The sequence below is a fragment of the Halomonas sp. GXIMD04776 genome (assembly GCF_049808615.1).
In the GTDB taxonomy this organism is placed as follows: Bacteria; Pseudomonadota; Gammaproteobacteria; order Pseudomonadales; family Halomonadaceae; genus Modicisalibacter.
In genome coordinates this window covers 125,076-151,795 of sequence record NZ_JBNCAN010000004.1, presented here as the reverse complement: position 1 = coordinate 151,795, position 26,720 = coordinate 125,076, and the positions used below count along the sequence as shown (strand labels likewise).

The window sequence follows — 26,720 nt, the reverse complement described above, 5'->3', positions numbered from 1 at the left end:
CTATACTGTACTTAGATACAGTATAGAGTCGTTGCGGGTGGCTGCAACTCTTTCCGTGGTTACGCAAATAGCTAGCCGGTGTTACGTAGTTCTCGCTCATCACCCGGCGGCGGTGTCCACTGATACATCCAGGTTTCAGTCAAGGGTTTATCGTCGTCCTCGAGCTTGAGGTAGAGGCTTAGATTGATGTGGTCGGACCCTTCATCCGGCGGTACTACATCGAACATGGCCCGGTAGCCCTGGATGGCGTGCAAGGGGCGCGCCGAGGTGATCTCGATCCGGCCAGCGGAATTCTTGATGACCGGAATGACCTCGACCTCTTGATCCGCATTGAAGGGGAAGGGCCCGCCTCTGAAGTCGACCACGAAACGCCAACTGAAGTATTCCCGTTTTTGCCCGACGACACCCCCGAGCCCGGTACGCGTGGCCACACAGCGGGCCTGTTCGGTTTCTGCGGGAGGTCGTTCGCGCCAGTAGATGCGGTAGCCATAGAGCATTTCACTACCCGGTTCGACGGCTTCCCTGGGATTCCAGAAGGCAACGATGTTGTCGAAGGTTTCATCGAGGGTCGGGATCTCGATCAGTTGTACCGAACCAGATCCCCAGTCGGACTTGGGTTCAATCCATACGCTGGGGCGCTGATCGTAGAAGACGCTGTCGTCCTGGTAATGATCGAAGTTGCGGTCACGCTGGATCAAGCCGAAGCCCTTGGGATTTTTATCCTGATAGGCATTGAAGCGTAGTCTTGGAGGGTTGGCGATAGGGCGCCACAGCCACTCACCGTCACCCGTGTGCATGGAGAGACCATCGGAGTCGTGGATTTCCGGGCGCCAGTCCCAGTTCGCCTGCTGATCGTTCTCACCCACCATGTACATGCTGGTGAGCGGCGCGATACCCAGGCGCTCGATCGCCTTGCGAGGATAGAGAGCAGCGTCCACGTCCATGACCACGCCATCGCCGATAGTGATACCGAAGCGATAGGCACCGGTCACGCTGGGGGATTCGAGTAGGGCGTAGACATTGACGACATCGCTGTCGGCGTCAGGCCGCTCGAGCCAGAAACGGGTAAAGCGGGGGAATTCCTCGGGCCGCGGCATGCCCGTATCGACGGCCAGCCCGCGGGCCGACATGCCGTACTGCATCGACTCACCGACGGCACGGAAGTAGCTGGCCCCAAGAAAGGAGGCCACATCGCGCGTCCAGTCACTTTGATGATGAAGACGGAAACCGGTAAAGCCCAAGTTCTCGGGCAAGGCGTCGCCATCGATACCGGACTTGCCGTAATCGAACATGGCCGGGTCGTAGGCGATTTCACGAGCCTGACCATCGACGATTTCATAGATGCGCACCGGCTTTTTGAAATACAACCCGAGATGAAAGAGCTGCGCACGAATGTTTGACTGCTGGTCATCGGCCCAAAGAGCATGATCCGGCTTGAAGGTGATTGCCTGGTAGTCGTCCCAGCTCATATCCTGCAGCTGCTCAGGCAGTTCGGCGTTGACGGCCGAAGCCTCCTGCTGGGATAAATGCCGGGCCAATCCCTTGAGCCAGGCGTAATCGAAGGACTTCTCCGAGCCGATCGACTGAGTTTGACGTTCGATGGCGGCAAGCACGGTGGAAAGCGGTAGAAGTGCGCTGCTCATGACACTCGCGGCCTTCAAGAAATCGCGTCGATTCATGGTGGTCATCCCTGAACGATATCGAATCTATGGTAAATACTTGAATCCCTGCGCTTGTGACTTCTCGCATACGCTACGGTAACCGCAAGTAAATCGCTATAGACCGATGATTAAACGCGAGTATGAAAAAGCCCCCTACGATTAAATGGGTATTTAACCGTAGGGGGGCAGTGCAATCTAATGAACCACTGCATAAATGCCTACGCGCGCGAATCGCTTCGTTGCGCGGTGCTCAAAAACTCTCCTAACATCAAGTTATGTCTCGTTTTTTGTGCTCCGTGCGCCTCGCGCTTCATCTCGTTCGGCAATTTATTCAGCGATTCCCTAAGGCTGTTGCGATCAGATATTTAACCAGAAGCGTTGTCTGTTTGCTTGTAGGGATTGTCCGGCAATAGATCGCGCGCCAGTGGTGGGCGTCGTGCATCCTCCTTGGGGCCATAATGCTTGGCCAGATAGTCCAGGATGGTGTTTTCCATTTCCGGCTGGAATTGCCAAAGTCCTTGAGTCTTTTGCATCCAGCGGATGAGATATTCCCAATGATTGCGTGAACCGCTGTTCTGGGTCACCAGCTTGGCGGAATGGCAAGCGGTGCAGTTGGCTTTGACCACCTGCCAACCTTCATCGATGATGAAGCCGCTGTCAGGATCGGTTTCCTGGGCGTGGCTGGCCAACGGCAGGAAAACCGCCAGAACCAGCGCGACGCCAAACGTTTTGTTTGCGTTCATGAGCTCTCCCCTTAGGCGACCTGAACCGCAATACGATGGCAGGCATTGTTGAGGTAGCCCTTTGGATTCCAGCCGGGTACGACCATCGGCTGGGCGTTGCCTTCGCTGTCCGTGGCCTTGGCCCAGATTTCGTAATAGCCGGGTTCGGGGAAGCTAACCTCGGTGGTGAAGCGCTGCCAGGCCAGTCGGTTGGGCGCGTCCTTGAGTTCGGCTTTTTGCCAGGTAGTACCGAAGTCGGTGGAGATCTGTACCTGCGTGACTGATAGGTCCCCCGCCCAGGCGTGACCGCGCACCTCGAGAGGGCCGGGATCTGCATGGGTGATGCCGGACTTGGGAAAGGTAATGAGGGATTTCACCGGCATGGAGTGGATGGTCACGAACTCGTCGAGCGGCACATCGGTGCCCGGTGCCACCGGATGTTTCGGAACACTGTAGGACGGCGGCGCCATCTTGGTGCCGTCATGCTTCTGGTTGCGAATGACGATCTTGTTGAGCCATTTGCCCGATACCGAGCCCGGCCAGCCACCGCACACCAAACGCAACGGATGACCATTCTGGTAGGGAATGTTCTCGTCATTCATTGCCCAGGCAATCAGAGATTCATCTTCCAGCGCCTTTTCCATGGGCACCCCGCGGGAGATGGGCTCCTTCTCCGGATCGCCGCTGAGATGGGTATCGGCACCGTAATAGCCGATATACACCGCGTCATCCTTGATGCCGCAGGCCTCGAGCACATCCCTCAAGCGCACCCCAGTATACGCCGGGCAGGCCACGGCACCGGTGGTCCACTGATTGCCGCTGGCGGAGGGATTGAATTCCGCACGGCCGTTGCCGCCGCATTCCACCGTTAATTGATAGGTGTGATGCTCGAACTGCTCCTTGAGCTCGGCGATGGTGAAGGTCTTGGGGGTCTGGCAGGATTCGCCGGCGATTTCCAGCGTCCAGTTGTCGACATCGATGCTCGATTGCTCCGGCGGCAGGCCATTGTTGCGTACGAACATGTGTTTGGCCGGGGTGATGTCATCGTCGAGCAAGTGCGGCGGCGTTTCGGCATTGACCGGCCGGTCGTTGAGCACCACCAGCCCTTCCTTGCCTTCGATGCTGAAAGGCTCATCGCTTTGTGCCAGCGCCGCCGGGATCAGCCCCGCGGGCATCTTGTGAGCGAAAGGAATGGAGGCACCGACGGCAGCGGCCATGGCGAGCAAGCTGCTGCGTTTGAGGAAGCCGCGGCGGCTAAGTGGATCGGTTTCCCGGTCCCAGAGTTTCTTGTCCGCGGCAATGGGGTCTTCGGCATAGAGTTCGTGAATGCCACGGGGCTGTTTGTCACGATGCTCTGTGTCACGGTTATTTAGAGGTAGCTTGCTCATTGCTGTATTCCTCGGCGACAGGTAATAGTCATTGTTATCGACATCGCTAAGATCTCTGCGACAAAAGACCACAGGATGTTAAACAAAGACTAGCAGCTACCCGACAGGAAGAGCAGAGGCGTGATGGTGCCAACCAGGCTAAACGGTTGGCACCAGTTCAGGAGGCTTTATAAGGTAAAGACAGAGGCCGCTCAGTAGCGCACGGTAACGCCACCCTCCACATAGCGATCTAGCGTGTTGTAGCCGTCGACGAGTTGATGCTGCTTATCGAAGACGTTTTCGACCTTGGCGGACAGTTCAACCTTGGAGGTCACTTGCCAGGCGGCGCGTAGATCGAGCAGGCCGAAGCCCCCCACTTCGCGACCGCCATAGGAGGTGCGTTCGCTGTAGGCACGCAAGGTCGAGCCCACCTGAACGCCATCGATCAAGGCATAATCGACATCCAGTCGCGCAAAACGCTCGGCCCGATTCAGCAGACGATCGCCTTCTTCGATCCCGGCGAAAGGATCGGACCAGTTTCGCACCTCCGGATCCTGGAACGTCAGCGCCAGGCGAGTGGACAGACGCTCGCCTTCCCAGCCGCCAGAGAGCTCGATGCCACGAATACGCGCTTCATCCACGTTGCGGTAGGTACCGCCCGAGAAGTCCTCGTTATCGGTATAGACGATCAAGTCGTCGATACGGTTTTGAAAGACGGTGATGCGGGTATCGAAGCCGTCGTGACGATATTCCCAGAACGCCTCGATGTTCTTCGAGGTCTCTGCGTCAAGGTCTGGATTAGGGCTGAAGGTGCCGTACAGGTCGCTCAGACTCGGTGCCTTGTAGGCGGTACTGTAGCTGGCACCCAGGCGCTGGCTCGGCGTCAGACGATAGCCGTAGCCGAGGCTGCCGGTGGTTTCATTGTCAAACAGCGAGTCGTCGTCGTGGCGTAGCGATCCGGATAGCTGGTGCGAGCCGTAGTTGCGCTCCACCAGGCCGTAAATACCGACATTCTCGCGACTGTCTTTTTGATATTCTTCATTGGCCCGGTTCGAGAAGTCGACGCTCTCGTGGCGATAATCGACCCCCAGTGTGGTCACGCCATTATCTTGATAGAACAGGTTTTGCACACTGACTTCGTCCCGCTGAGTATCCGTGCGCGATTGGCGCTCGTGACGGTAGTACTCTCGGCGCACCTCATCGAAATGCCCTGCGGAAACCTGTAAATCCCAATCCTGTTGAAGTTCGACATCCACTCGTCCTGCAAAACTCTGCTGGTAGCCGTCGCTGATACAGTCGTTGGAGGAGGGTGCAAGGAAGTCGCCGCTGCGAAAGCAGTTGTCATACTCGGCCTTGAAGTCCTGCCTGAGGGCGCTGACCTGAGCGCTGACCCGATCATCGAAGCGGTGCGACAGAGCGAGTTGCCCACCACGCCCCTCATAGCCGTCGCGCTCGCCGCTGGCATCGTCGGTGCGGGCATTGAAGCCATCGGTCTTGCGATTGAACAGGGTGGCGTTGAATCGGGTATCGTCGCTGCCCGTGCCGACCCACAGGTTCTGGCGCTGGCTGTCGTTGCCGCCAACGCGAGTTTTCAGGCTGGCCTGGGTGGCTCCCTGGCTGCCTTGACGGGTGAATATCTGAATTACGCCACCGATGGCATCGGCGCCATAGGTTGTGGCCCGAGGTCCACGCACGATCTCGATACGCTCGATGGCGGACGGATCGAGAAATTCGAGGCTAGTGCCGCCGTTCACGGCGGAGTTGATGCGCACGCCATCCACCAGCACGACGCTATGATTGGAATTGCTGCCGCGCAGAAACAGGCTGCTGACGCTGCCCGGTGGTCCATTCTGACTGATTTCGACTCCGGCTCGGGCCTGCAACAGATCGATCACGGAGGATGCTTGCAGACGCTCGATCTCGTCTCGATCGATGATGGTGGTGCTGGCCAGTACGTCGGCCTGGGATTGGGACAGGCGGTTGGCGGTGACTTGAATATCCTCCAGGCGCTGCTGGGCATGCGCCTGGGAACCTGCTGCGAGGGCCGCGATGGCCAGCCACAGGGTATTCTTCTTGTACAACATGATGGGGATGTTCCTCACGCGCGTAGAGTTGGTGTTGCATTAGTACGCGATGAGAAGGACAGGGGGTGACGGCCCGCAGGTTCTTTAGCGATAGGAATTTGCGCCCAAGTATGCTCAAAGCCGTCACTGGCGAAGCCCTCCGCATCAGCCAGTGCAGAGATTCAGGCCGGTCTCCGGACTGACGCGGGGCAGAATTCAAACATTCCGCCATCAATGACACCTTCCCATCCATCAGGACAGTGGTCGGCTTGCAATCACTTCCAAAGCCTAGTCATCGATGCACGCGATCACCGTTGCGGGGGCAGTGCGGAGGTTTCATCCGCTTCCCGGGCACCTGGAACTCAACGATCGAGAAGTTTGATCGGCGTGATAGAGCAAGTCAATTACTGCGACGCGTCAGGGCGTCGCAGTCGAGAATAAACGGCCAGGATCGTCGCTGATGGCGCTGTCCATGCCCCAGGTGCGTAGTCGCGCAAAGACGCGGGGATCGTTGACGGTGTAACACAATAGCTTGTAGGGGCTTGCGGCCATGGCGAGCGCTGTCCTGGCATCCAGGCGTCGCCAGTCGATATGCAGACTATAGGCGTTGAGTCGTGCCGCCGATTCGGCCCAATCCAGAGCGGGCTTCTTGTACAGGATGCCCAGATGCAATCGCTCCGGATCGGGCTCTCGAGCACGCAGGGTCTCGAGAGCAATAGCGCTGAACGACGAGAGAATCAATCGTCCGGCCGGTACCGCCTCCATCACTCGAGGCAGCACGGCGCCGACCAGCGCGCGGGCGTCGCGACCACGATTGACCTTGATCTCGAGGTTGAGACCCAGCTCCAGAGCCTCGATCAGCTCGAGCATCTCGTCCAGGGTTGCCATGCGTTCATCCCTGAACGTCGCATCGAACCAGCTACCGACATCAAGCCTCTTGGCACGCTCGGTATTCAAGTCACGCAATTTGCCCCGGCCATTCGAGCAGCGCCTGACACCGCTATCGTGCCAGATGACCGGCGTACCATCCCCCAGCAACTGAACATCGAGCTCGATCCAGCGTGCTCCCGAGGCATGGGCGGCGCGGACGGCGGATAGCGTGTTCTCAGGGGCCCAAGCAGAGAGCCCGCGATGGGCCATGGCGAGCGGAAGCGCTGGAGCCGATTCGGTATCGGTGAGCGGTGAAGGGCTGATGCTCATGCGCGCTGGGCTCCCAGAATAACGTGCAAACCGTCAACTATGGATTGTTCAAAGTCGTGCGCTAGGCTAGCGTAGTTTGATGTTAGAAATCATCTTCCCGATACAACGGATCGAGATGATCCCCTGTTACTGCAATGACAAGGAGAGTGAGCATGGAGTTGAACGGTAAAGTCGCTGTCATCACCGGGGGTGCGAGCGGCATCGGCTACAAGATCGCCGAGCGCTTTGTCGAGGCGGGCGGCCGGGTGGCAATCGCCGACGTCGATGAAGACAAGGCTAAACAAGCCGCCGAGACACTTGGCGATCAGGCAATGGCCGTCGAGATGGATGTCACCGACGAGCAATCGGTCAACGAGGGGGTCGACAAGATCGCAGAGCAATGGGGCAGCATCGATATCCTGCTCTCCAACGCCGGTATCCAGATCGTTCATCGACTCGAGGATTTCCCATTCGATGAGTGGAAGAAGCTGACCTCCATTCATCTGGATGGTGCCTTTTTGACGACCAAGGCCTGCATCAAGCATATGTACAAGCAGAATTCGGGTGTACTCCTGTACATGGGCTCGGTGCACTCCAAGGAGGCCTCGCCGCTGAAATCTGCTTACGTGGCCTCCAAGCACGGCATTCTCGGTCTGGCGCGGGTGATGGCCGTGGAAGGCGCCAAGTACGGCGTGCGCTCCAATGTCATCTGCCCTGGATTCGTCGAGACGCCCCTGGTCTCGAAGCAGATCCCCGAGCAAGCACAGAATCTGGGCATCTCCGAGCAGGAAGTGCGGGATGACATCATGCTCGGCGGCACCGTCGACAAGGAGTTCACCCAGACCAGCGATATCGCCGAGCTGGCCCTGTTTCTCGCGGCGCATCCGACCAATGCGTTCACCGGCCAGTCGATTGTTGCCAGTCACGGCTGGTACATGAACTGAGTTCGTGTCGTAAGGAACCGGCCTTGGTGAGACTCGTGAAAGCCTGCTAATCTGCAGGCTTTTGCCTGCCGGCATCCTGTTTGTGGGCAGGGTCGATAAACGCTTGGAGCAATGCCGATGAAAGTGGTGCACGTAAAGAATGAAACGCAGCGCGATGCGTGTCTCGCGCGGCTGTGCGCCGAGGTTTACGGTCACGAAGCGGGTATTGCGCCATTGGCCACCTTTGCAGGCACCCTGAGCGTGTTGGTTGCCCAGGAAGCAGCCAGGGTGTTGGCACTGATCGACAATGAATCGCGCCCGATCGCTCTGGCACTGTTGGTGCTCGACGAGCTGGGCGAAAGCATGGAAGTCGCGTTGCTCACCTCGTTGGGCAGCGAGAGCGTTGACCAGCCTGCCGAACGCTTGGTCGGTGAGCTGGCGCTCAAGGCGCCGCTACGGGTCAATGCGCATGACGACGCGCAAGAAAAGATGTTTCGCGAATGCGGCATCAAACGCTGGTTCGATGGCCCCAATGGCATGCGTATCGGTGTGGGCCCCCGGCACGCTGCCGCCGAGCTGGACGATATTCCAAGAACCATGCGCTTTGACCAGCGTGCGGTGATTCAAGCCTTCAAGCAGGACAAGTCCATCTTCGAGGGTTACAAGCAGCGCTTCATCCGCGGGCTCGAGTCCTTTCCGGCGGTGTTGTGAATCGCGAGGGAGGCAAGCATGTCTCACCAGGTGAGAGCCCCGGTCGGCGCCGATGTGCCCGTATTGGTCGCGCTGACAGAGGCACTGGGCTATCCCTGCTCTGAGCCCGACTTGCACGAGCGATTAAGCCGACTAAGCGCCGTGCCAGGACAGGTCGTATTCGTCGTCACCGATGCGACCGATTGTCCGCTGGGTTGGGTTCACGCGTTCGAGGGCATCCAGCTCACCTCGCCGCCCTTCGTCGAAATCGCTGGTCTAGTCGTCGATGAGCAGGCACAAGGCCAAGGGCTCGGCAAGATGCTGGTTGACGCCGTGGCCGCCTGGGCCAAGGGGCGCAACGTGGCTCGCCTGCGGGTGCACACGCGCATTTGTCGCGAGGGAGCTCATCATTTCTATGTCCGCCAGGGCTTCATGCAGATGAAGACACAGCATGTTTTTCAGTGCGAGCTGAAGTAAGCCTCATGAGCAAGAAAAGCAACCCCGCTGTGCATTCCACTGACTAACTCGTTAAATGCAATGCTAGCTTTACCACGATGTCTAATAGCTTCAAGGCCTACGCATCGTGGCAACCAATACTCCCGCGTCTATCTCTCTTGCAGAATCTGACAAGCTCACTCCCTACGCCGCATTCCTCGCAGGCCACAGGGGCCTGAGCTTCAACCTCTAAGTGGAGATCATGTTCTTCCACCTTGGTGTCCAAAACGTGATATTCCGGCAAGTGGAGGATGTTATCGGGCATGCTGGTCATGCGGTGTTCTCTTTATGATGGCCAAGCCTCACCAAGGCCGGTAGCATCCGGCTCGCTCGGCCTGGATTCGTTCTGATTCCATCTATGAGATGAGGCGTCAAATTCAGCACTTCACTTGCGAGTGGAATTTTGTCGAGCCGGATGCCTCATTGAGATGCCAATACGATCAGAAACAGCAACGGTCATCTGGAACTCAACCTGTTCTTCAATCTGTCACCGAATCGGGATGGTGTGATGCTGCGCTTCCTTCCTGTCTGGATCAGCACCACGCCCACGAGGATCAATGCCAACGCAAGGATGACGGCACCGGTGATTTCCTCGCCGACCACCGCACCAATGATCACCGCCACCACTGGAGCGATGTAGGTCGCGCCGGATGCCTGCACGGAACCGAGTTTTTCGATGATGAAGTAATAGCAGAAGAAGGCGCCGCCGGTGCCTAGCATGCCCAGACCAACTACAGCTCCCAACAGTGCTCGCGATTCCGTCGTTATTGCAGCCATGCCGTCAAAGTCGGTCAATATCAGCAGGGTCAGAAGCGCAAGGCCCGTCTGCCAGGTCGCCAAGGCCAGCGGGGGCAGCTTCAGCGGCGACAGGAACCGCTGGGCATAAACGAATGACACCCCTAGGCTCAGCGTCCCGGCCAGCATCCAGAAGACCCCGGCCAGCACCACCCCATAGCTGCCCTCCCAGGGACGGGCGCTCAGTGCGATACCGATGAAGCCCAAGGCAACACCTGTTGCCATCTGAGCGGTCGGGCGATCCTGACGCAGGAACAGGAAGGCGCAGATGAAGGTGAAGATGGGGATCGAACCGCTCAGGAGTCCGGCGATGCTCGAGGGAAGCCGAGCGGTGCCGGCCACGAATCCGTAATAGTAGAACGTGGTCGCGAGCACCGACATGACCGCGAAGTACGGCAGATGACGGAGCTGATCGCGAGTCAGGACCTTGGCCCACCATGCCACCAGGGCCAGGGGAAGAAAACCGAACAGCACACGCAGGAATACCGTCTGCGTGGGCGAGATCAGAGCAGTGGCCCACTTCATGAAGATGAAGTTCGAGCCCCAGATAATGCCGAGCGCGGCGAGCGCAGCATAGGCACGCAACATGACGTTTCTCCTTCAGGAAAAGTGCAACGAGTGCTTTCCCGCGGGAAAGACGGCTCGTTGAAGCGGAAGGGCAGGAGTCATCAGATGGAGCGGGTCAGCCGCCATCGATGCGGATATTCTGACCGGTGACGTAGCCTGCGACCGCCGATAGCAGAAAGGCCACGGTGCCTGCGACTTCATCGACGGTCCCATAGCGGCTCCCATGCCGGATCCGCCGCCCATGATGAGTGCCACTTTTTCTTCAGTCATGGCAGCCTCTTTTGGTCAGTTATGGAGGCATTGTGCCAAGTGACGGCCGGCGTTTCGCGCGATAAATAAACGTGCAAGACTGTAGAAAAACTACGGGGTATGTATCATGACGCCATCCCGCCGCAAGCTCCCCCCTCTCAATGCCCTGCGTGCCTTCGAGGTCTCGGGCCGCCGACTGAATTTCCGGGCCGCCGCCGATGAGTTGGGCGTCACTCAAGGTGCCGTCGCGCAGCAGGTGCGCGCGTTGGAAGAACATCTGGGTCAGGCCCTGTTCCAGCGCTTGCCGCGCGGCCTCGCCCTGACGCTACAGGGCGCGGCCTACCTGACAGACGTGACCCGCGCCTTCGATACGCTCCGGGACGCCACCGGACGACTCCTGGAGCGACCGGACACTGTCACGATCAGTGTTACGCCGACCTTCGCCGCGAAGCTGTTGATTCCTCGTCTGACCGAGCTGAACGCCACTCTTCTCGGCGTGGAATTGCGCACGGTCGCCACCGAGGCACTCTCCGATTTTGATCGCGACCAGGTGGACATCGCAGTGCGGCTGGCCCGTCCGCCGTTCCCGTCCGGGCTGGAGGCCACGCTGCTGTTTCACCAGGAGCTGGTCGCTGTCGCTAGTCCCCATCTGGTCAAAGAGTTATCGCTACCCCTTTCTACCGAACAGCTTGGGGAACTGCCGCTATTGCATGACGCGCACGATCATTGGCCGATGTTTCTGCGTAGCGGGGGCACGCTGCCCGGTGCGGTATTCAACCAGACGACACTAGCGCTGGATGCAGCCTTGGCCGGCCAGGGCGTCGCCTTGGCATGCCGGGCGTTTGTGGCAGGGGATCTTGAGGCCGGGCGCCTGGTGCAGGTCACGAATGTGACAATGATCAAAGAGCCCAGCTACTTCCTGGTCCGCAAGCGGTCCCCCTTGCCTCTCGATTCGAGAGATGCGGTATGGGACTGGTGCGTGGCTCGGCTCTCGCTCAGTGCCGATTAGCGGGGCTAGGCACCGCCTTGCGGGTGGCTTCACTGTTAACAGATGGGGAGTCTTCAAAACAATCTGGTCAACCAGCCAGTCCGTTGCGACGCTTGCTGTTTATCTGACATTACAGCGTGTGCAGCAACCAGCTAATCCGGATACCCCATTTTTAAGGCAATTTCGATCATGGTGTAAGCTCGACCCAAGCAATGGTTCAAACAAGTCTAGAGAGTGACGACCGCGGCATCGCTGCTGCCGATCAGCAGCGGTCATTGCACGATACGCTTGATGCCACCACTGATTCCTTGGTACGACATACAAGGTAAGCTCGAGTAATAACGAGGCTGAAAGCACTCCCGGCCCGGATCAGATAAGAGATTTCCATCGTGAAACATGCCTTCTATACGGTAGGGCACTCGACTCGCACGCTCGATGAGTTCGTCACGCTGCTAGGCGCGGCCGGGATCGAGCATGTCGTCGATGTCCGGGCCATGCCGCGCTCGCGTACCAATCCGCAATTCAATCACGATGAGTTGTCGGGCTCGCTTGCGCCGCTGGGTATCGGTTATACGCACAGCGCTGAACTGGCAGGTCTGCGTAATCGGTCGAAAACCGTCGAGGATGACGTCAATGGCTACTGGCGCAATCGCAGCTTTCATAACTATGCGGACTATGCCTTGTCGGAAACGTTTCGCCGGGGGCTCACTAGGCTAATCGAACTCGGTCACCGCCAGACTTGCGCGATCATGTGCGCGGAAGCGGTATGGTGGCGTTGCCACCGCCGCATCATCGCCGATCATTTGCTTCATTGCGGCGAACAGGTCTATCACCTGATGAACGCTGACCGTATCCAGCCCGCGGTGATGACCAAGGCGGCGCAGGCCAGGGAAGACGGTGACCTCATCTATCCGAGTCCTGATGAAAGGGATTCATAAGGCGCAAATCATGATAAAAGCTCAACGCTCGATAGCGGTTTCTTGGTGCCGCATCGAGGTGCACACTTCATTTGCGTACTAATGACAGGGCTGCTCATTCCTGCGACCCTTGTATGAGCTCGAATTTTTCCCAGCCGAATAAGGAGTGTTCCCATGCCAAAACGTATTCAGTTCTCCCAGACCGGAGGCCCCGAAGTGCTCGAGGTCGTGGACTTTACGCCGGAGGAACCCAAGGAAGGTGAGGTGCGGGTCAAGAACCACGCCGTGGGCTTGAATTTCATCGATATCTATTTCCGCACCGGCCTCTATCCGGCGCCGTCCATGCCGTCAGGACTCGGCACCGAAGGTGCCGGCATCGTGGATGTCGTGGGCAAGGGCGTATCTCATGTGAAAGAGGGTGATCGGGTCGCCTATGCATTGGGACCGCTAGGCGCCTACGCTGAGGTGCATACGTTGCCGGCGGAGAAGCTGGTGAAACTGCCCGAAGCCGTCGCCTTCGAGACCGCGGCGGGCTGCATGCTCAAGGGACTGACGGTGCAATACCTGCTGCGTCAGACCTATCGTGTGCAAAAAGGCGATACCATCCTGTTCCATGCAGCGGCCGGGGGTGTCGGCTCCATCGCTTGCCAATGGGCCAAGGCGCTGGGGGTAAAACTGATCGGTACGGTCAGCTCCAAGGAGAAGGCGGACTTGGCGATGAAGAACGGTGCCTGGGCAACCGTCGATTACACCAAAGAAAACGTGGTCGAGCGGGTACGGGAACTGACCAAGGGCGAGATGGTGCCGGTGGTCTACGACTCGGTGGGCAAGGATACCTGGGAAACGTCCCTGGATTGCCTGCAGAAGCGGGGCCTGATGGTCAGCTTCGGCAACGCTTCTGGATCCGTCGAAGGCGTGAATGTCGCCATCCTCAATCAGAAAGGATCGCTTTATCTTACGCGGCCAAGCCTCGCTGGCTATGCCGATACCCATGGGCGACTGGAACAGATGGCCGCTGAGCTATTCGAAATGCTGGAAAGCGGCAAGATCAAGATCGACATCGCCCAGAGCTATCCTCTGGAAAAGGCTGGGGAGGCTCAGACAGCGTTGGCGGAGCGCAAGACGACCGGCTCGACGGTGCTGTTGCCTTGAATGATCATGAAAGCCCTCATGCTATGAGAAATGACCGCGATGCTTATCCCGCACGATGATCGACTCTGTCGCCGAGAGCGTATCCGCCAGGTTCTGATTCTGGCCCTGAGCGTCAGTGTGCTGGCCGGCTGCGCAGGAGGCCCTGCCTCGTTCAATGGCGACGTATCATCCTATGTCGATGAGGGGCGGGCGTCCTATTACAGTGACGCCTACCAGGGCAAGCAGACCGCCAGCGGCGAACGCTATGAGCGCAGTGCCATGACCGCCGCCCATCCCGTACTGCCGTTTGGGTCTCGGGTCGCGGTCACCAATCTCGATAACGGTCGTGAGGTGGTAGTGCGCATCAATGATCGCGGTCCCTTCGTGCGGGGTCGTATCATCGATCTTTCCTATCGCGCCGCCGAACGACTCGGGATGATTCGCAGTGGAGTCGTGCCGGTAAAGGTACAAGGAATCGATTGATCTTTTTTTCATCGTAAACACATCGCCCCGGCCAGTAGCCGGGGCGATGTGTTTCTGCTGTGGGATATCAATCAGCTCTACCCGTCAGCGCTTGCCCATCAGGCAGCGTCATGCCAGACCACCTTGTCCTTGTGAGTCGCAAAGGCGTCGAAGGCAAAATCATCGACGGTGAGCATTTCAAGCACCTCTTTTTCATAGCGACGCATGAAGTCTGCATCCTCCTGATTGATCAGTTCCGCTTCCAGCGCGGCTTCGATGCGCTGCTCCGGATGCAGGGCCTCTGCCGGCAGCGTGCCCTTGGCATAGGCCTTGTTGATGGCGCGATAGATCGGGTCTGCGCGGTCGTATTCGGCCAACAAGGCGTTGTAGCGTGCCAGGGGATTGTCCTGCTGACCTTTTTCCTGGGTGTTCCATGTGTCGGCGATCAGCTTGTGACGCAGCGCGGTATCGGTGGAAATGGCCCGGGCGATCTCGCGTGTCAGGCTGTCCTCGGGGCGCTTCCAGCGACGACCCAACGGCATGGTGATCACCGCCAGCGCCTTGCCCAGCGCGCGGTTGGGCAGGTTGTCGAACAGCTCGGCCATTGCTTGTTCGGCGCGATAAAGCAGGGTCTGGCAGCTGTAGTGCAGGAGTGCCGCCTCATGCTCGACGCTGTTCCCCGCATGCCACTGTTTGAGCACCATGGAGGTCAGGTAGAGGTTGGAAAGCACATCTCCCAAGCGCGCCGAGATCATCTCCCGCTTCTTGAGTTCGGAACCCAGGCTGACCATGGCGGCGTCGGCACATAGACCGAAGGCTGCCGATAGACGCGCCACATCCTTGGCGTAGGGGGCTGCGACCTCATCGAAGGGCACGCTGGGCTTGGCCAGGCCCAGGCCTTGAACGAAGGCTCGGGCCGCGTTGCCGAAGATCAAACGAGCATGACCGAAGAACGCCTTATCGAAAGCACGTGCATCATCGGCGTCCTTGGCGGCCAGTTCTTCCAGCACATAAGGATGGCAGCGAATCGCTCCCTGACCGAATATCATCAGGTTGCGGGTCATGATGTTGGCGCCTTCCACGGTGATTGACACCGGCACCGCGCTCCAGGCAGGGCCGAGATAGTTGCGCGGGCCAAGTGTGACGGCGCGTCCGCCATGCACGTCCATGGCATCCGCCAGGATGCTGCGCTGGAATTCCGTCAACTGACTCTTGAGAATCGCCGAGGGCACGGCGGGCTTCTCGCCGTGATCGATCAGATTGGCGGTCTGCATGACCGTGGCCTGGGCGATATAGGCGTGAGCAGTGAGGCGTGCCAAGGCCTCCTGTACGCCCTCCATCTCCGCTACCGGCATATTGAACTGACGACGAATGCGCGTGAAACCACCGGCCCAGCCAATCGCATAGCGGCCAACCCCGGAAGCGCCGGAGGGCAGGGTGATGCAACGACCCACAGACAGACATTCCACCAGCATGCGCCAACCCTGGCCGGCCATCTCGGTGCCGCCGATCAGGTAGTCAAGTGGGATGAAGACATCCTTGCCGACGATAGGGCCATTCATGAAGGGACTGCCGATGGGGTGATGGCGGCGGCCAATCTCCATCCCTTCCGTGTGGCGTGGAATCAAGGCACAGGTGATGCCGAGGTCGGTTTCTTCACCCAGCAGCTTGTCTGGATCGAACATGCGGAATGCCAAGCCGACGACAGTAGCGATCGGTGCCAGGGTGATCCAACGCTTCTCGAAGGTGAGCTTCAGGCCGAGCACTTCTTCACCGTTGTGCGTGCCGCGGCACACGATGCCCACATCGGGCAGGGAGGTGGCGTCGCTACCGGCGCGTGGGCCGGTCAGGCCAAAGCAGGGAATCTCGCGACCATCCGCCAGACGCGGCAGATAATAGTCTTTCTGTTCTTCGGTACCGTACTTGAGCAGTAGCTCGCCCGGCCCGAGGGAGTTGGGCACACCCACGGTGACGGTCAAGGTCTCGTTGATCGACAGCTTCTGCAGCACCGCAGATTGCGCCTTGGCCGAGAAGCCCAGCCCGCCGTATTGCTTGGGAATGATCATGCCGAAGAAGCGCTCTTTCTTAAGGTAGTTCCATAGAGGCTCGGGCAGGTCGGCGCGTTCTTCGGAGATTTCCCAATCGTTGCACATGCCGGCGGCGACAGAGCATTGGTGATCCAGGAAGGCGCGCTCTTCGTCGCTCAGACCATCATCGCGGAAGTCGAGCAGGCGTTGCCACTGCGGCTTGCCGGAGAATAGCTCACCATCCCAGGAAACGGTGCCGGCTTCCAGCGCCGTGCGCTCCGTGTCGGACACCTTGGGCGCCACCTTGTGGAATAGCGCTAGAATGCGCGGCGTAAGCCAGGCACGACGAAGCACAGGCAGGCCGCAAGCGGCGATGATGATGGCGCCAAGAACGAAGAGCACCCCGATGACCGGCGCTCCGAACAATAGACCGATGACGCCAAGAATGGCCAGTATTCCCAAGGCCGACATGGCGCCCGCTTCGCGGCGCATCACCTCTACAAGACCGACGATGGCCAACACGACCAAGAGTAATTGAAGCATGTGCGTCTCCAGGCAATCAGTAGCTGCGTATTCGAACGGTTGTTTGAATTAGTCAGCTTAGTTCAAATATTCGTGACTGGCCAGGGAACGATCACTGGATTCCTGCTCATATTCGACTCATTAGTCTTATATGGCTTTTAACTTAAGCATCGCTTATCAAGAAGCTCTGCGTCGGGCAGGCTGATCATCGGCCACGTAATAAGGCACATCCGCAGCGGGTAGTGGCTCTCGACCGCGTACCTTGTCCGCCACCTTCTCGGCGATCATGATGGTGGGGGCGTTGAGGTTGCCCGTGGTGATCAGCGGCATGATCGAGGCATCGATCACACGCAGGTTCTCGAGACCATGTACGCGCCCGGCCCCATCGACCACCGCCATGGGGTCATCCTTGCTACCCATCTTGCAGGTCCCGCAGGGATGATAGGCAGTCTCGGCGTTCTGACGAACGAACTCATCGAGCTGAGCATCCGTCTGCACCTCGGGACCGGGAGCTATCTCGCGACCACGATACTCGTCCATCGCAGGTTGAGCGATGATGTCGCGAGTGATACGGATGGCATCACGAAACTCTTCCCAGTCTTTGTCATGGCACATGTAGTTGAACAGGATGCTGGGAGCTGCTGCGGGATCGCGAGAGGTGAGGCGCACGCGACCGCGGCTCATGGAGCGCATGGAGCCTACGTGAGCCTGGAAACCGTGGGCATGCACTGCGCTCTTGCCATTGTAGCTGATGGCGATGGGCAGGAAGTGGTATTGCAGGTTGGGCCATTCCTCGACGTCGCTGGTGCGAATGAACCCCGCCGCCTCGAACTGGTTGCTGGCGCCGATACCCTTGCCCTGGAACAACCACTGAGCACCGATCCTGGGCTGGTTCCACCATTTCAGGGCGGGGTAGAGCGAGATGGGTTTCTTGCACTCGTATTGGATATACATCTCCAGGTGATCCTGGAGGTTCTCGCCGACCCCGGCCAATTCATGCACCACTGGGATGTCGAACTCCCTGAGCTGTTCGGGGTTACCCACACCGGAGCGCAACAAGATTTGCGGTGAAGCGATGGCGCCACCGCACAGCAGCACCTCGCGGCGAACGCGAACTTCCTGAACTCGGCCCTTGCGCGCATAGCTGACGCCCACTGCTCGCTTGCCTTCGAAGAGGATGCGATCGGTCAGGGCGTGGGTTTCGATGGTCAGGTTGTCGCGCTGCTTGGCGATGTCCAGGTAGCCGCGGGCCGTGGAGGCGCGACGCCCCTTGGGGGTGGTGGTGCGATCCATCGGCCCGAAGCCCTCCTGCTGGTAGCCGTTGACGTCCTCGGTGGCAGGATATCCGGCTTCCACGCCGGCCTGGATGAAGGCGCCGTAGAGTTCGTTGTTGCCCTTCTTCGGCGTGGCCACCGAAACCGGCCCGTCACCGCCGTGATAGTCATTGGGGCCGATGTCGCGGGTTTCCGCCTTCTTGAAGTAGGGCAGACAGGCGAGATAGTGCCAATCCTCCAACCCTGGTGCCTTGGCCCAATTGTCGTAATCCAGCGCATTGCCGCGCAGATAGCACATGCCGTTGATCAGCGACGATCCGCCTAGCCCCTTGCCGCGGCCGCACTCCATGCGTCGGTTGTTCATGTAGGGTTCAGGGTCCGTCTCGAAGGCCCAGTTATAACGCTTGCCTTGTAATGGATAGGCCAGCGCTGCCGGCATCTGGGTACGAAAATCGAAGCGATAATCCGGGCCGCCGGCTTCCAATAGCAACACCCGGACATCCGGGTCTTCGGTCAGCCGGGTGGCGAGCACGTTGCCCGCCGAACCTGCACCGATGATGACGTAGTCGTATTCTCGTGGCTGCGCCATGAATGTCTCCTGTAGATGGCTTGAAACTCCTTTCACAATCTGGCGAATAGAAGAATGGGCTTTTCCGGGGGCAAGACTCCGCAAGGGGCGCTACTTTTGCCATCTGACCGCCATGGATGGCGGAAATGCCGGAATTGCATGGAGCCTTTTCCGGCCATGGCAAAAGACCCTTGCTCCGCCTTGCCCGCGGCGTCCACCTTCGCGAGCGTTTGAAAAGGAGTCTTTAGAAAACTGCCGGGAATGGTCCCATCTCGACCTGCACGGATTTGATCTGGGTGTAGTGCTCAAGCGATGAAAGGCCGTTTTCGCGCCCGATACCGGACTGCTTGTAACCGCCTACCGGCATTTCCGCCGGGGAATCGCCCCAGGTATTGATCCAGCAGATGCCGGCCTCGAGGCGATGGATGACGCGGTGCGCACGGTTGAGCCCTTCGCTGAAGAGCCCCGCTGCGAGGCCATAGGTGGTGTCGTTGGCCCGCCGGATGACCTCTTCCTCATCGTCGAAGACCAGGATCGACATGACCGGGCCAAAGATTTCCTCTTGCACGATGCGCATGTCATCCGTGCAATCGGTAAAGACTGTCGGCTGAGCCCAGGCGCCCTTGGCGTACTCATAATTAGAGTCAGCACCCTCGGTCATGCGTTTTCCCCCGGCAAGCAGTCGCGCGCCTTCCTGAGGGCCGAGTTCCAGATACGAGAGCACCTTGTCGAGATGCTCGAAGCTGACCAGCGGGCCGAAGTTGACTTCAGGGTCCAGCGGATCACCGAACTTGATGCGCGCCACGCGTTCCTGAATCTTCTCCTCGAAGGCCTCCTTGACCGAGCGCTGCACGAAAACCCGGGTGCCGTGGGTGCACACCTGTCCGCTGGAATAGAAGTTGGCCATCATCGCCGCATCCGCGGCGCGCTCGAGATCCGCATCGTCGAACACGATCAGCGGGGACTTGCCGCCGAGCTCCATGGTCACTTCCTTGAGGGATGAGGAAGCAGCGGTAGCCATGACCTTCTTGCCGGTGCCGGCTTCGCCGGTGAAAGTGATCTTGTCGATGCCTTCGTGTTCGCTGAGCATGGCACCGACATCACCGGCACCTTGGACGACATTGAACACGCCATCCGGCAGACCGGCCTCGCTGAATATCTCCGCCAGCAGGAGGGTGGTCAGCGGCGTGACCTCGCTGGGTTTGAACACCACCGCATTACCGGCGGCCAGGGCCGGAGCCGATTTCCAGCAGGCGATCTGAATCGGGTAGTTCCAGGCACCGATGGCGCCCACCACCCCGAGCGGTTCACGCCGGGTATAGACGAAAGAATCTTCGCGCAGCGGAATCTGGGTGCCCTCGATGGCCGGCGCCAGTCCGGCATAATATTCCAGAGAATCTGCCCCGGTGACGATGTCTACCGTCGAGGTTTCGCTGATCGGCTTGCCGGTGTTCAAGGTTTCCAGGTGGGCCAGCTCGTCGTTGCGTTCTCTCAAGAGCGCCACTGCACGCTGAAGGATACGGCTGCGCTCCATGCCGCTCATGGCGCCCCAGACTTTCTGGCCTTTACGAGCGGAGGCGACGGCGCGATCCACATCCGCTTTCGAGGCCCGCTGAATGGTCGCCAGATGCTCACCGTTGGCAGGGTTGGTGACTTCGAAGGTCTCGCCGGATGTGGCGTCTACCCGCTGGCCGTCGATAAAGAGTTGTTGGGTTTCCAATGAAGCCATGGTGCCTCCTGCAGATTGAAAATTGTCGAAGTACAGCGTTGCTCAGGCGAAGGTTTCGGCGCGTTGAAGCTGGCCGTCGAGATAGTCGTAGGCGATACGGCGAGCACGTTCGACGTCGAGGGTTTTCGAGGCCAGGGCGCCACGCAGCCAAAGCCCATCGATCAAGGCAGCTAGTCCGCGTGCCGCATCACGAGCGTCTTGCCGATACAGGCAGCGGCGAAACTGAACACAAAGGTTCGAATAGAGGCGCCGATCATTGACCTGCTGTAACCGCTGCAAATTGCTGCGATGCATGCTCGAGGCCCAGAACGCCAGCCAGGTTTTCATCACCGACTGACTGACCTGATGCTCGTCGAAGTTGCCATCGATGATGGCGCGAATCTGCGCACGGGGAGAGTCCTCTGCCCGTGCCCTGCGCTGGGCGATGCCCTTGCCTAGCTCGCCCAGCACCTGGCGCATGGTGGCGTCGAGCAATCCTTCCTTGCCACCGAAATAGTGGCTGATGATGCCGGTGGAGACATTGGCTCGATTGGCGATGCGCGAGATGGTGGCATTGGCAAGCCCAGCCTCGTCGATCGCCTGCAGGGTGGCTTGCACGAGTTGATGACGTCGAATGGGTTCCATTCCAAGCTTGGGCAATGGATCGTCTCCTTCGCAATCCGCTCCGAACGTTTGATGACTCATTTGTGAGCGATTGGACAATAATTGATAGTATGAGATATGTTAATTGAACGTTCAATCAATAAAAAGGATTGCCCTGCATGAATTACAAGACGTCTACCCAATACATAATGGGAGGTTTGCTGATCGCTGGTGCTCCCTTGGCCATGGCGGAGGTACCACAGAGCTGCCAGACGGTACGCCTGGCTGAGGTGGGCTGGACCGATATCACCGCCACCACTGCACTGACCAGCGAAGTGCTCGAAGGGTTGGGCTACGAGACCCGCAGCGATACCGTGTCGGTGCCGATCGCCTATGCCGGCATGAAGAACGGTGATTTCGATGTTTTCCTGGGCAACTGGATGCCCTCCATGGCCTCGATCAGCGACCCCTACATCGAAAAAGGGCAGGTCGATCGGGTGGCGGTCAATCTCGAAGGCGCCAAGTACACACTTGCGGTGCCGCAATATGTACACGATGCCGGGGTCACGTCCGTAGCCGATCTCGATAAGCACGCCGACAAGTTCGACAGTCGTTTGTACGGTATCGAGGCCGGCAACGACGGCAACATGATCATCCAGAACATGATCGATGATGACGCCTTCGGCCTGGGTGACTGGGAGTTGATCGATTCGTCCGAAGCTGGAATGTTGTCCGAGTTGAAGTCGAAGACGCGTAATGAAGACTGGATGGTGTTCCTGGGCTGGGAGCCACATCCAATGAATACCAATTTCGATATGACTTACCTGAAGGGCGCCGACGATTACTTCGGCCCGAATCTGGGTGGGGCGACGGTACACACCAATACGCGCAGCGGCTATATCGAGGAGTGCGGCAACGTCGGCACTCTGCTCGAGAATCTGCAGTTTTCCCTGGAAATGGAAAACCAGATCATGGGCGCCATCATGGATGGAGGCGAAAAACCCCGTGAAGCGGCGCGTAGCTGGCTGCAATCCAATCCTGAGGTGTTGGATGGCTGGCTCGAAGGCGTCACGACCGTAAAAGGAGAGCCGGGACTGCCGGCGGTAAAAGAAGCCATAGGTATCCAGGGGTGAGTGTTCAGCCCACAGGCGAGTTGCCAAGCCGCCTGGCAACGGGCATAATCTGCCCCCGTTGTTCAAGGCTACGTAGCTCAGCTGGTTAGAGCACATCACTCATAATGATGGGGTCCCCTGTTCGAATCAGGGCGTAGCCACCAGAATCGGAAAAGCGCCCACCGTCTGAATGAACCGTCCAACTTTATGGGGTCAGTTCATTGTCGGTGGGCGCTTTTGCATCGATCTTACCGGACTGCGCGCCTGGCCGTTCGGAAGAGGGGCGGGCGTCAAGAGCCTTGTGCTCTTGACGGACGTTTCTCGTTACGTATACTACGCCGCGTGTTCGAGATGTTCCCCGATAGCTCAGTTGGTAGAGCAAATGACTGTTAATCATTGGGTCACAGGTTCGAGTCCTGTTCGGGGAGCCAACGTCTATGAACACCGATCTTCGGCGATTCCCCGATAGCTCAGTTGGTAGAGCAAATGACTGTTAATCATTGGGTCGCAGGTTCGAGTCCTGCTCGGGGAGCCAACCTCCCTCCGAAGTCCGCTTTCGATGTTCCCCGATAGCTCAGTTGGTAGAGCAAATGACTGTTAATCATTGGGTCACAGGTTCGAGTCCTGTTCGGGGAGCCAGCGCTTTTCTACTCGAAAGCCTTTCTTATTGGCTCACTTCCTGACTTGTCACCAGCCAGCACCATAAACGTTGCGTTGGGCTATCGTTCCTGACATCAGCGTCGAACCATTCTTCTGCTTTGAATAGCTTTTTATGATGCTATAAAAAGAATAACTATATTTTATTTAAGCAGGCGTGGCTCTTAAGGTCTTTGCTACAAGTCAAACAAGGAGCCTTTCCCCATGACCGCATCTGCTGCTGAAAAAACCGATACATTGGTGGTTGGCGCCGGGCAGGCGGGTATCGCCATGAGCGAGCATCTGAGCAAGCTCGGCGTACCTCATCTCGTGCTGGAACGCAATCGTATCGCCGACTGCTGGCGCACGCGGCGCTGGGATTCACTGGTAGCCAATGGCCCGGCCTGGCACGATCGTCTGCCCGGCCTGGAATTCGATGACGTTGAACCGGATGCCTTCGCACCTAAAGAGCGGATAGCGGATTACTTCGAGGACTACGCCAAAAAGATCGACGCCCCCATCCGCACCGGCGTGGAAGTGAAGAGGGTGGAGCGCAACGTCGGTCGACCGGGCTTCACCATCGAAACCTCCGAGGGCGTGATCGAGGCCAGCCGCGTAGTCGCTGCCACCGGGCCGTTCCAGCACCCGGTGATTCCGCCGATCGCCCCCAAGCATGAGAAAATCGCGCAGATTCACTCCGCCGAGTACCGTAATCCTGAGCAGTTGCCGGAAGGTGGCGTGCTGGTGGTCGGTGCTGGATCCTCCGGAGTACAGATCGCCGATGAGCTTCGGCGTGCCGGAAAAAAAGTATATCTCTCGGTGGGGCCGCACAATCGGCCGCCGCGAGCATATCGCGGCCGTGACTTCTGCTGGTGGCTGGGCGTACTCGGCGAATGGGATGCGGAGGCCATGAAGCCGGGCACGGAGCATGTCACCATTGCCGTAAGCGGCGCTCACGGCGGCAACACCGTCGATTTTCGAGAGCTGGCCCATCGGGGGATAACGCTTGTCGGTATGACAAAGTCCTTCGACGCCGACAAGGTGACCTTCCAACCGGATCTCGTCGACAACCTGAAATATGGCGACGAGAACTATCTCTCGCTGCTGGATGCCGCGGATAACTTCATCGCCGACAATGGTCTCGACCTTCCGGAAGAGCCCGAAGCTCGCGACATTCTTTCGGATCCGGCGTGTGTGACCGCCCCCTTGAGCGAGCTCGACCTTGCAGAAGCGGGCGTGACCTCCATCATCTGGGCCACCGGCTTCAAGGTCGATTATGGCTGGTTGAGGCCTGAAAATGCCTTGGATGAAATGGGTAGACCCAAGCATCATCGCGGCGTGTCGAGCGCGCCCGGCATCTACTTCCTGGGGCTGCCGTGGCTGTCCCATCGGGGCTCCAGCTTTATCTGGGGCGTTTGGCACGACGCCAAGTATATTGCGGATCAGATCGGCAAGCAGCGCAAGTACCTGGCCTATCACCAGGCCGCCCAAGATCGGGCATCCGATGAGCCCGATAGCGTATATCCTGCTTCGGGTATTCAAGAAGCCAGCAATCTGGGAGCCAACTGATGCCTACGCATACGCGAATCCGCATGTTCAATACCAAGGAGACGTATCCGAACCAGACGCTGGATAACGATCTCTGCCAGGCAGTGCGGGCGGGTAATACCGTTTACGTACGCGGTCAGGTCGGCACCGATTTCGAAGGCAAGCTGGTGGGACTGGGCGACCCGAGCATCCAGGCCGAGCAAGCGATGAAGAACGTCAAGCAACTGCTCGAGGAAGCCGGTTCTGACTTGAGTCATATCGTCAAGACTACCACCTACATCACCGATCCGCGTTTCCGCGAGCCGGTCTATCGCGAGGTGGGCAAGTGGCTCAGGGGCGTCTATCCCATCTCCACTGGGCTGGTCGTGGCGGGCCTCGCTCAGCCCGAGTGGCTGATGGAGATCGACGTCATTGCAGTGATCCCCGATGAGGAGAATGCATCATGACCTTTTCCATTGCCGGTTTTTGTCGCGAGACAGGCCAGTTTGGCACTGCCATCAGCTCCTCGAGCATTTGCGTTGCCAGCCGCTGTCCCTTTATCGCCCCGAGCAAGGGCGTGGTGCTGACTCAGAATGTCACCAACCCGGTATTGGGCCAATTGGGTGTGCAGTGGCTGGAGGAGGGGCTTGACGCCGAAGGCGTACTGGCACGCATGATCGAGCACGAAGAGTACCCCGAGTGGCGCCAGCTTCAGGTGCTCGACGCTCAGGGGAGAAGCGCCGTGCACAGCGGCGACGAGACGCTTGGCATACACGCGACTCATCAGGGCCACGATTGCGTAGCTGGCGGCAATATGCTTGCCAATGAAGACGTTATTCGCGCCATGGTGAAGGCATTCGAGGCTCATGATGGTGAACTTGCCGAGCGGCTTTTGGCGGCCATGGATGCGGGTCTGGCGGCAGGGGGTGAAATGGGTCCGGTTTACTCGGCCGGACTCAAGGTCACCGACAAGGCCAGCTGGCCGGTGGTCGATCTGCGCGTCGATTGGCATATCGCGCCGCTGAGTGAACTGCGCATGGTATGGGAGAACTACCTGCCTCAACGTGATACCTATGTGCTGCGCGCAACCCGCCCTGATCAGTCACCGTCCTATGGCGTGCCCGGGGACGAGCGCTAGGCTTTGCCCGAAACGCACTTCGAGAAGGTAACTATGTCCCAATCATCTGTCGAAGAACTGCTCGGCGAACTGATCGCCTTCGATACTACCAGCCATCGCTCCAACCTTCCGCTGATCGATTTCATCGAGGAGTATCTGGCCCGTCATGGCGTGGCCTCGAAACGCATCCTCGACGACACCGGCGAGAAGGCCAATCTCTATGCCACCATCGGCCCCGCGGAGCGCGCTGGCGTGATGCTTTCGGGACACACCGATACCGTACCGGTTACCGGCCAGTCCTGGTCTTTCGAACCGTTCCAATTGACTGCCGAAGGTGAACGACTTTACGGGCGTGGATCCGCCGACATGAAGGGCTTTCTCGCTTCGGTGCTAGCCGCAGTGCCGGCGATGGTCAAAGCCGATCTCGCCGTGCCCATTCATCTGGCTTTTTCTCACGATGAGGAAGTAGGCTGCCTTGGAGTGCGCAATTTACTCGCCGATCTGGCCCAGCAACCGGTTCGGCCGGCGGCCTGTCTGGTCGGCGAACCTACTTCCATGCGTCTGGCCACGACTCATAAGGGCAAGCTTGCCGTGCGTCTGCACTTGCGGGGCAAGGCCTGTCATTCCGGCATGGCGCCGGAGGGCGTCAATGCCATTCATGTCGCTGCTCGATTGATAAGCTGGGTCGAGGAAAAGGCTGTACAGAAGGCTGCTGAAGGCCCCTTCGACGAGCGTTTCGCAATTCCTCATACCACGCTGCAAGTGGGGGTCATTCAGGGCGGAACAGCACTGAACATCGTGCCCCAGGATTGCCATCTTGATCTGGAGATTCGTAACGTTCCCGAGGACGATCCAGAAGCACTACTGGGCGAACTGATGGGCCTGGCGGCAAATCTCGAAGCGCAGATGCAAAAAGGACATGCCGAAGCCGGTATTCGCCTGGAGCGTCTCAGTGACTATCCGGGGCTGTCCATGGCGGACGACGACGCCTTGGTGGAGTTCATCCTGGCACTGCTTGACGACCAGACCCGGGAGCGCATTGGCTTCGGCACCGAGGGCGGGCTCTTTCAAGATGAACTGGGTATTCCCGCCTTGGTGTGTGGTCCCGGCAGCATGGCCCAGGGCCATCAACCCGATGAGTTCGTCACTCGCGAGCAAATCGCCAGTTGCGAGGCCTTCCTGGCGCGATTGATCACCGTTCTCGAGGGTCCCGAGGCGCGTCGTCGCTTGGCCAGGGGCGCTCTATCGATCGATGAATCAGCCTGATGATGGAGCGCTGACATCCAATGTAATCGCTCTATCTTCGAGAAGACGCCCTTATCGCTTGACGAGGCGAGTGCCGACCAGCGCTTTTTAGCGCCGCTCTTGATATGCTGACGAATCCGCTGTCCGGCTCGCTCCATGGGATAGCGGCTCT

General features: G+C 58.8%; 23 protein-coding genes, 4 tRNA genes, 1 pseudogene and 1 riboswitch. Of the genes and pseudogenes, 16 read left to right on the top strand and 12 right to left on the bottom strand.

Annotated elements, in window-relative coordinates:
• Positions 1-71 precede the first annotated feature (71 nt).
• The 5 genes from ACPF7Z_RS04045 to ACPF7Z_RS04025 all read right to left on the bottom strand — a co-directional run bounded on the left by ACPF7Z_RS04045 (position 72) and on the right by ACPF7Z_RS04025 (position 7,013).
• A complete protein-coding gene (locus ACPF7Z_RS04045) occupies positions 72-1,679 on the bottom strand; it encodes a glucan biosynthesis protein (protein WP_425191881.1) in 1,608 nt (535 codons plus the stop codon).
• Between the two features lie 347 nt (positions 1,680-2,026).
• Positions 2,027-2,404: a hypothetical protein gene (locus ACPF7Z_RS04040; RefSeq protein WP_425191880.1), complete on the bottom strand. Its 378-nt coding sequence runs from the start codon at positions 2,402-2,404 to the stop codon at positions 2,027-2,029.
• 11 nt (positions 2,405-2,415) lie between these two features.
• A complete protein-coding gene (locus ACPF7Z_RS04035; protein WP_425191879.1) occupies positions 2,416-3,771 on the bottom strand; it encodes a molybdopterin-dependent oxidoreductase in 1,356 nt (451 codons plus the stop codon).
• 191 nt (positions 3,772-3,962) lie between these two features.
• Positions 3,963-5,834, bottom strand: coding sequence for a TonB-dependent receptor domain-containing protein (locus tag ACPF7Z_RS04030; RefSeq protein ID WP_425191878.1), 1,872 nt, complete (start codon positions 5,832-5,834; stop codon positions 3,963-3,965).
• A 147-nt stretch (positions 5,835-5,981) separates the two neighbouring features.
• A riboswitch (cobalamin riboswitch) is annotated at positions 5,982-6,187 on the bottom strand.
• Positions 6,188-6,230: 43 nt separating this feature from the next.
• Complete coding sequence (locus ACPF7Z_RS04025; protein ID WP_425191877.1) at positions 6,231-7,013, bottom strand: glycerophosphodiester phosphodiesterase family protein; 783 nt, start codon at positions 7,011-7,013, stop codon at positions 6,231-6,233.
• 152 nt (positions 7,014-7,165) lie between these two features.
• Here ACPF7Z_RS04025 and ACPF7Z_RS04020 point away from each other — a divergent pair, with 152 nt between their 5' ends.
• The 3 genes from ACPF7Z_RS04020 to ACPF7Z_RS04010 all read left to right on the top strand — a co-directional run bounded on the left by ACPF7Z_RS04020 (position 7,166) and on the right by ACPF7Z_RS04010 (position 9,082).
• On the top strand, positions 7,166-7,936 hold the full coding sequence (locus tag ACPF7Z_RS04020) for a 3-hydroxybutyrate dehydrogenase (protein ID WP_425191876.1): 771 nt from the start codon (positions 7,166-7,168) through the stop codon (positions 7,934-7,936).
• Between the two features lie 117 nt (positions 7,937-8,053).
• On the top strand, positions 8,054-8,626 hold the full coding sequence (locus ACPF7Z_RS04015) for a hypothetical protein (protein ID WP_425191875.1): 573 nt from the start codon (positions 8,054-8,056) through the stop codon (positions 8,624-8,626).
• An 18-nt stretch (positions 8,627-8,644) separates the two neighbouring features.
• Positions 8,645-9,082: a GNAT family N-acetyltransferase gene (locus ACPF7Z_RS04010; protein ID WP_425191874.1), complete on the top strand. Its 438-nt coding sequence runs from the start codon at positions 8,645-8,647 to the stop codon at positions 9,080-9,082.
• A gap of 130 nt (positions 9,083-9,212) precedes the next feature.
• Here ACPF7Z_RS04010 and ACPF7Z_RS04005 read toward each other — a convergent pair.
• The 3 genes and pseudogenes from ACPF7Z_RS04005 to ACPF7Z_RS03995 form a co-directional block, all read right to left on the bottom strand.
• A pseudogene (locus ACPF7Z_RS04005) lies at positions 9,213-9,374 on the bottom strand (ISL3 family transposase); the annotation flags it as partial.
• A 182-nt stretch (positions 9,375-9,556) separates the two neighbouring features.
• Positions 9,557-10,483, bottom strand: a complete 927-nt coding sequence (locus tag ACPF7Z_RS04000) for a DMT family transporter (RefSeq protein WP_425191873.1) — start codon at positions 10,481-10,483, stop codon at positions 9,557-9,559.
• A gap of 94 nt (positions 10,484-10,577) precedes the next feature.
• Positions 10,578-10,694, bottom strand: coding sequence for an SDR family oxidoreductase (locus ACPF7Z_RS03995; protein WP_425191935.1), 117 nt, complete (start codon positions 10,692-10,694; stop codon positions 10,578-10,580).
• A gap of 144 nt (positions 10,695-10,838) precedes the next feature.
• On the opposite strand from ACPF7Z_RS03995, the gene ACPF7Z_RS03990 reads away from it, so the two are divergent.
• The 4 genes from ACPF7Z_RS03990 (at position 10,839) to ACPF7Z_RS03975 (ending at position 14,230) form a co-directional block, all read left to right on the top strand.
• Positions 10,839-11,720, top strand: a complete 882-nt coding sequence (locus tag ACPF7Z_RS03990; RefSeq protein ID WP_425191872.1) for a LysR substrate-binding domain-containing protein — start codon at positions 10,839-10,841, stop codon at positions 11,718-11,720.
• 368 nt (positions 11,721-12,088) lie between these two features.
• Entirely contained in the window at positions 12,089-12,637 is a 549-nt protein-coding gene (locus tag ACPF7Z_RS03985) for a DUF488 family protein (protein ID WP_425191871.1), read from the top strand.
• Positions 12,638-12,790: 153 nt separating this feature from the next.
• Positions 12,791-13,768, top strand: coding sequence for an NADPH:quinone reductase (locus ACPF7Z_RS03980; protein WP_425191870.1), 978 nt, complete (start codon positions 12,791-12,793; stop codon positions 13,766-13,768).
• Positions 13,769-13,807: 39 nt separating this feature from the next.
• A complete protein-coding gene (locus tag ACPF7Z_RS03975; RefSeq protein ID WP_425191869.1) occupies positions 13,808-14,230 on the top strand; it encodes a septal ring lytic transglycosylase RlpA family protein in 423 nt (140 codons plus the stop codon).
• Between the two features lie 98 nt (positions 14,231-14,328).
• On the opposite strand, the gene ACPF7Z_RS03970 is transcribed toward ACPF7Z_RS03975, so the two are convergent.
• The 4 genes from ACPF7Z_RS03970 to betI all read right to left on the bottom strand — a co-directional run bounded on the left by ACPF7Z_RS03970 (position 14,329) and on the right by betI (position 20,968).
• The gene (locus tag ACPF7Z_RS03970; RefSeq protein ID WP_425191868.1) at positions 14,329-16,779 is read right to left on the bottom strand and encodes an acyl-CoA dehydrogenase; all 2,451 of its coding nucleotides are present in this window, start codon (positions 16,777-16,779) and stop codon (positions 14,329-14,331) included.
• A gap of 156 nt (positions 16,780-16,935) precedes the next feature.
• Positions 16,936-18,621, bottom strand: coding sequence for a choline dehydrogenase (gene betA, locus ACPF7Z_RS03965; RefSeq protein ID WP_425191867.1), 1,686 nt, complete (start codon positions 18,619-18,621; stop codon positions 16,936-16,938).
• A 223-nt stretch (positions 18,622-18,844) separates the two neighbouring features.
• On the bottom strand, positions 18,845-20,329 hold the full coding sequence (gene betB / locus ACPF7Z_RS03960; RefSeq protein ID WP_425191866.1) for a betaine-aldehyde dehydrogenase: 1,485 nt from the start codon (positions 20,327-20,329) through the stop codon (positions 18,845-18,847).
• A gap of 42 nt (positions 20,330-20,371) precedes the next feature.
• Positions 20,372-20,968: a transcriptional regulator BetI gene (gene betI, locus ACPF7Z_RS03955; protein ID WP_425191865.1), complete on the bottom strand. Its 597-nt coding sequence runs from the start codon at positions 20,966-20,968 to the stop codon at positions 20,372-20,374.
• A gap of 122 nt (positions 20,969-21,090) precedes the next feature.
• Here betI and ACPF7Z_RS03950 point away from each other — a divergent pair, with 122 nt between their 5' ends.
• The 9 genes from ACPF7Z_RS03950 (at position 21,091) to argE (ending at position 26,569) form a co-directional block, all read left to right on the top strand.
• Positions 21,091-22,044 carry a choline ABC transporter substrate-binding protein gene (locus tag ACPF7Z_RS03950; RefSeq protein WP_425191864.1) on the top strand — a complete coding sequence of 318 codons (954 nt, stop codon included), beginning with the start codon at positions 21,091-21,093 and terminating at the stop codon, positions 22,042-22,044.
• 66 nt (positions 22,045-22,110) lie between these two features.
• Positions 22,111-22,187, top strand: a tRNA-Met gene (locus ACPF7Z_RS03945).
• A gap of 191 nt (positions 22,188-22,378) precedes the next feature.
• A tRNA-Asn gene (locus ACPF7Z_RS03940) sits at positions 22,379-22,454 on the top strand.
• A gap of 28 nt (positions 22,455-22,482) precedes the next feature.
• Positions 22,483-22,558, top strand: a tRNA-Asn gene (locus ACPF7Z_RS03935).
• A 28-nt stretch (positions 22,559-22,586) separates the two neighbouring features.
• Positions 22,587-22,662, top strand: a tRNA-Asn gene (locus ACPF7Z_RS03930).
• Positions 22,663-22,884: 222 nt separating this feature from the next.
• The gene (locus ACPF7Z_RS03925; protein WP_425191863.1) at positions 22,885-24,228 is read left to right on the top strand and encodes a flavin-containing monooxygenase; all 1,344 of its coding nucleotides are present in this window, start codon (positions 22,885-22,887) and stop codon (positions 24,226-24,228) included.
• Positions 24,228-24,653, top strand: coding sequence for a RidA family protein (locus ACPF7Z_RS03920; protein ID WP_425191862.1), 426 nt, complete (start codon positions 24,228-24,230; stop codon positions 24,651-24,653). The genes ACPF7Z_RS03925 and ACPF7Z_RS03920 overlap by 1 nt, the downstream gene beginning before the upstream one ends.
• Entirely contained in the window at positions 24,650-25,324 is a 675-nt protein-coding gene (locus tag ACPF7Z_RS03915) for a DUF1028 domain-containing protein (RefSeq protein WP_425191861.1), read from the top strand. The genes ACPF7Z_RS03920 and ACPF7Z_RS03915 overlap by 4 nt, the downstream gene beginning before the upstream one ends.
• A gap of 33 nt (positions 25,325-25,357) precedes the next feature.
• Positions 25,358-26,569, top strand: coding sequence for an acetylornithine deacetylase (gene argE / locus ACPF7Z_RS03910; RefSeq protein WP_425191860.1), 1,212 nt, complete (start codon positions 25,358-25,360; stop codon positions 26,567-26,569).
• Positions 26,570-26,720 lie beyond the last annotated feature (151 nt).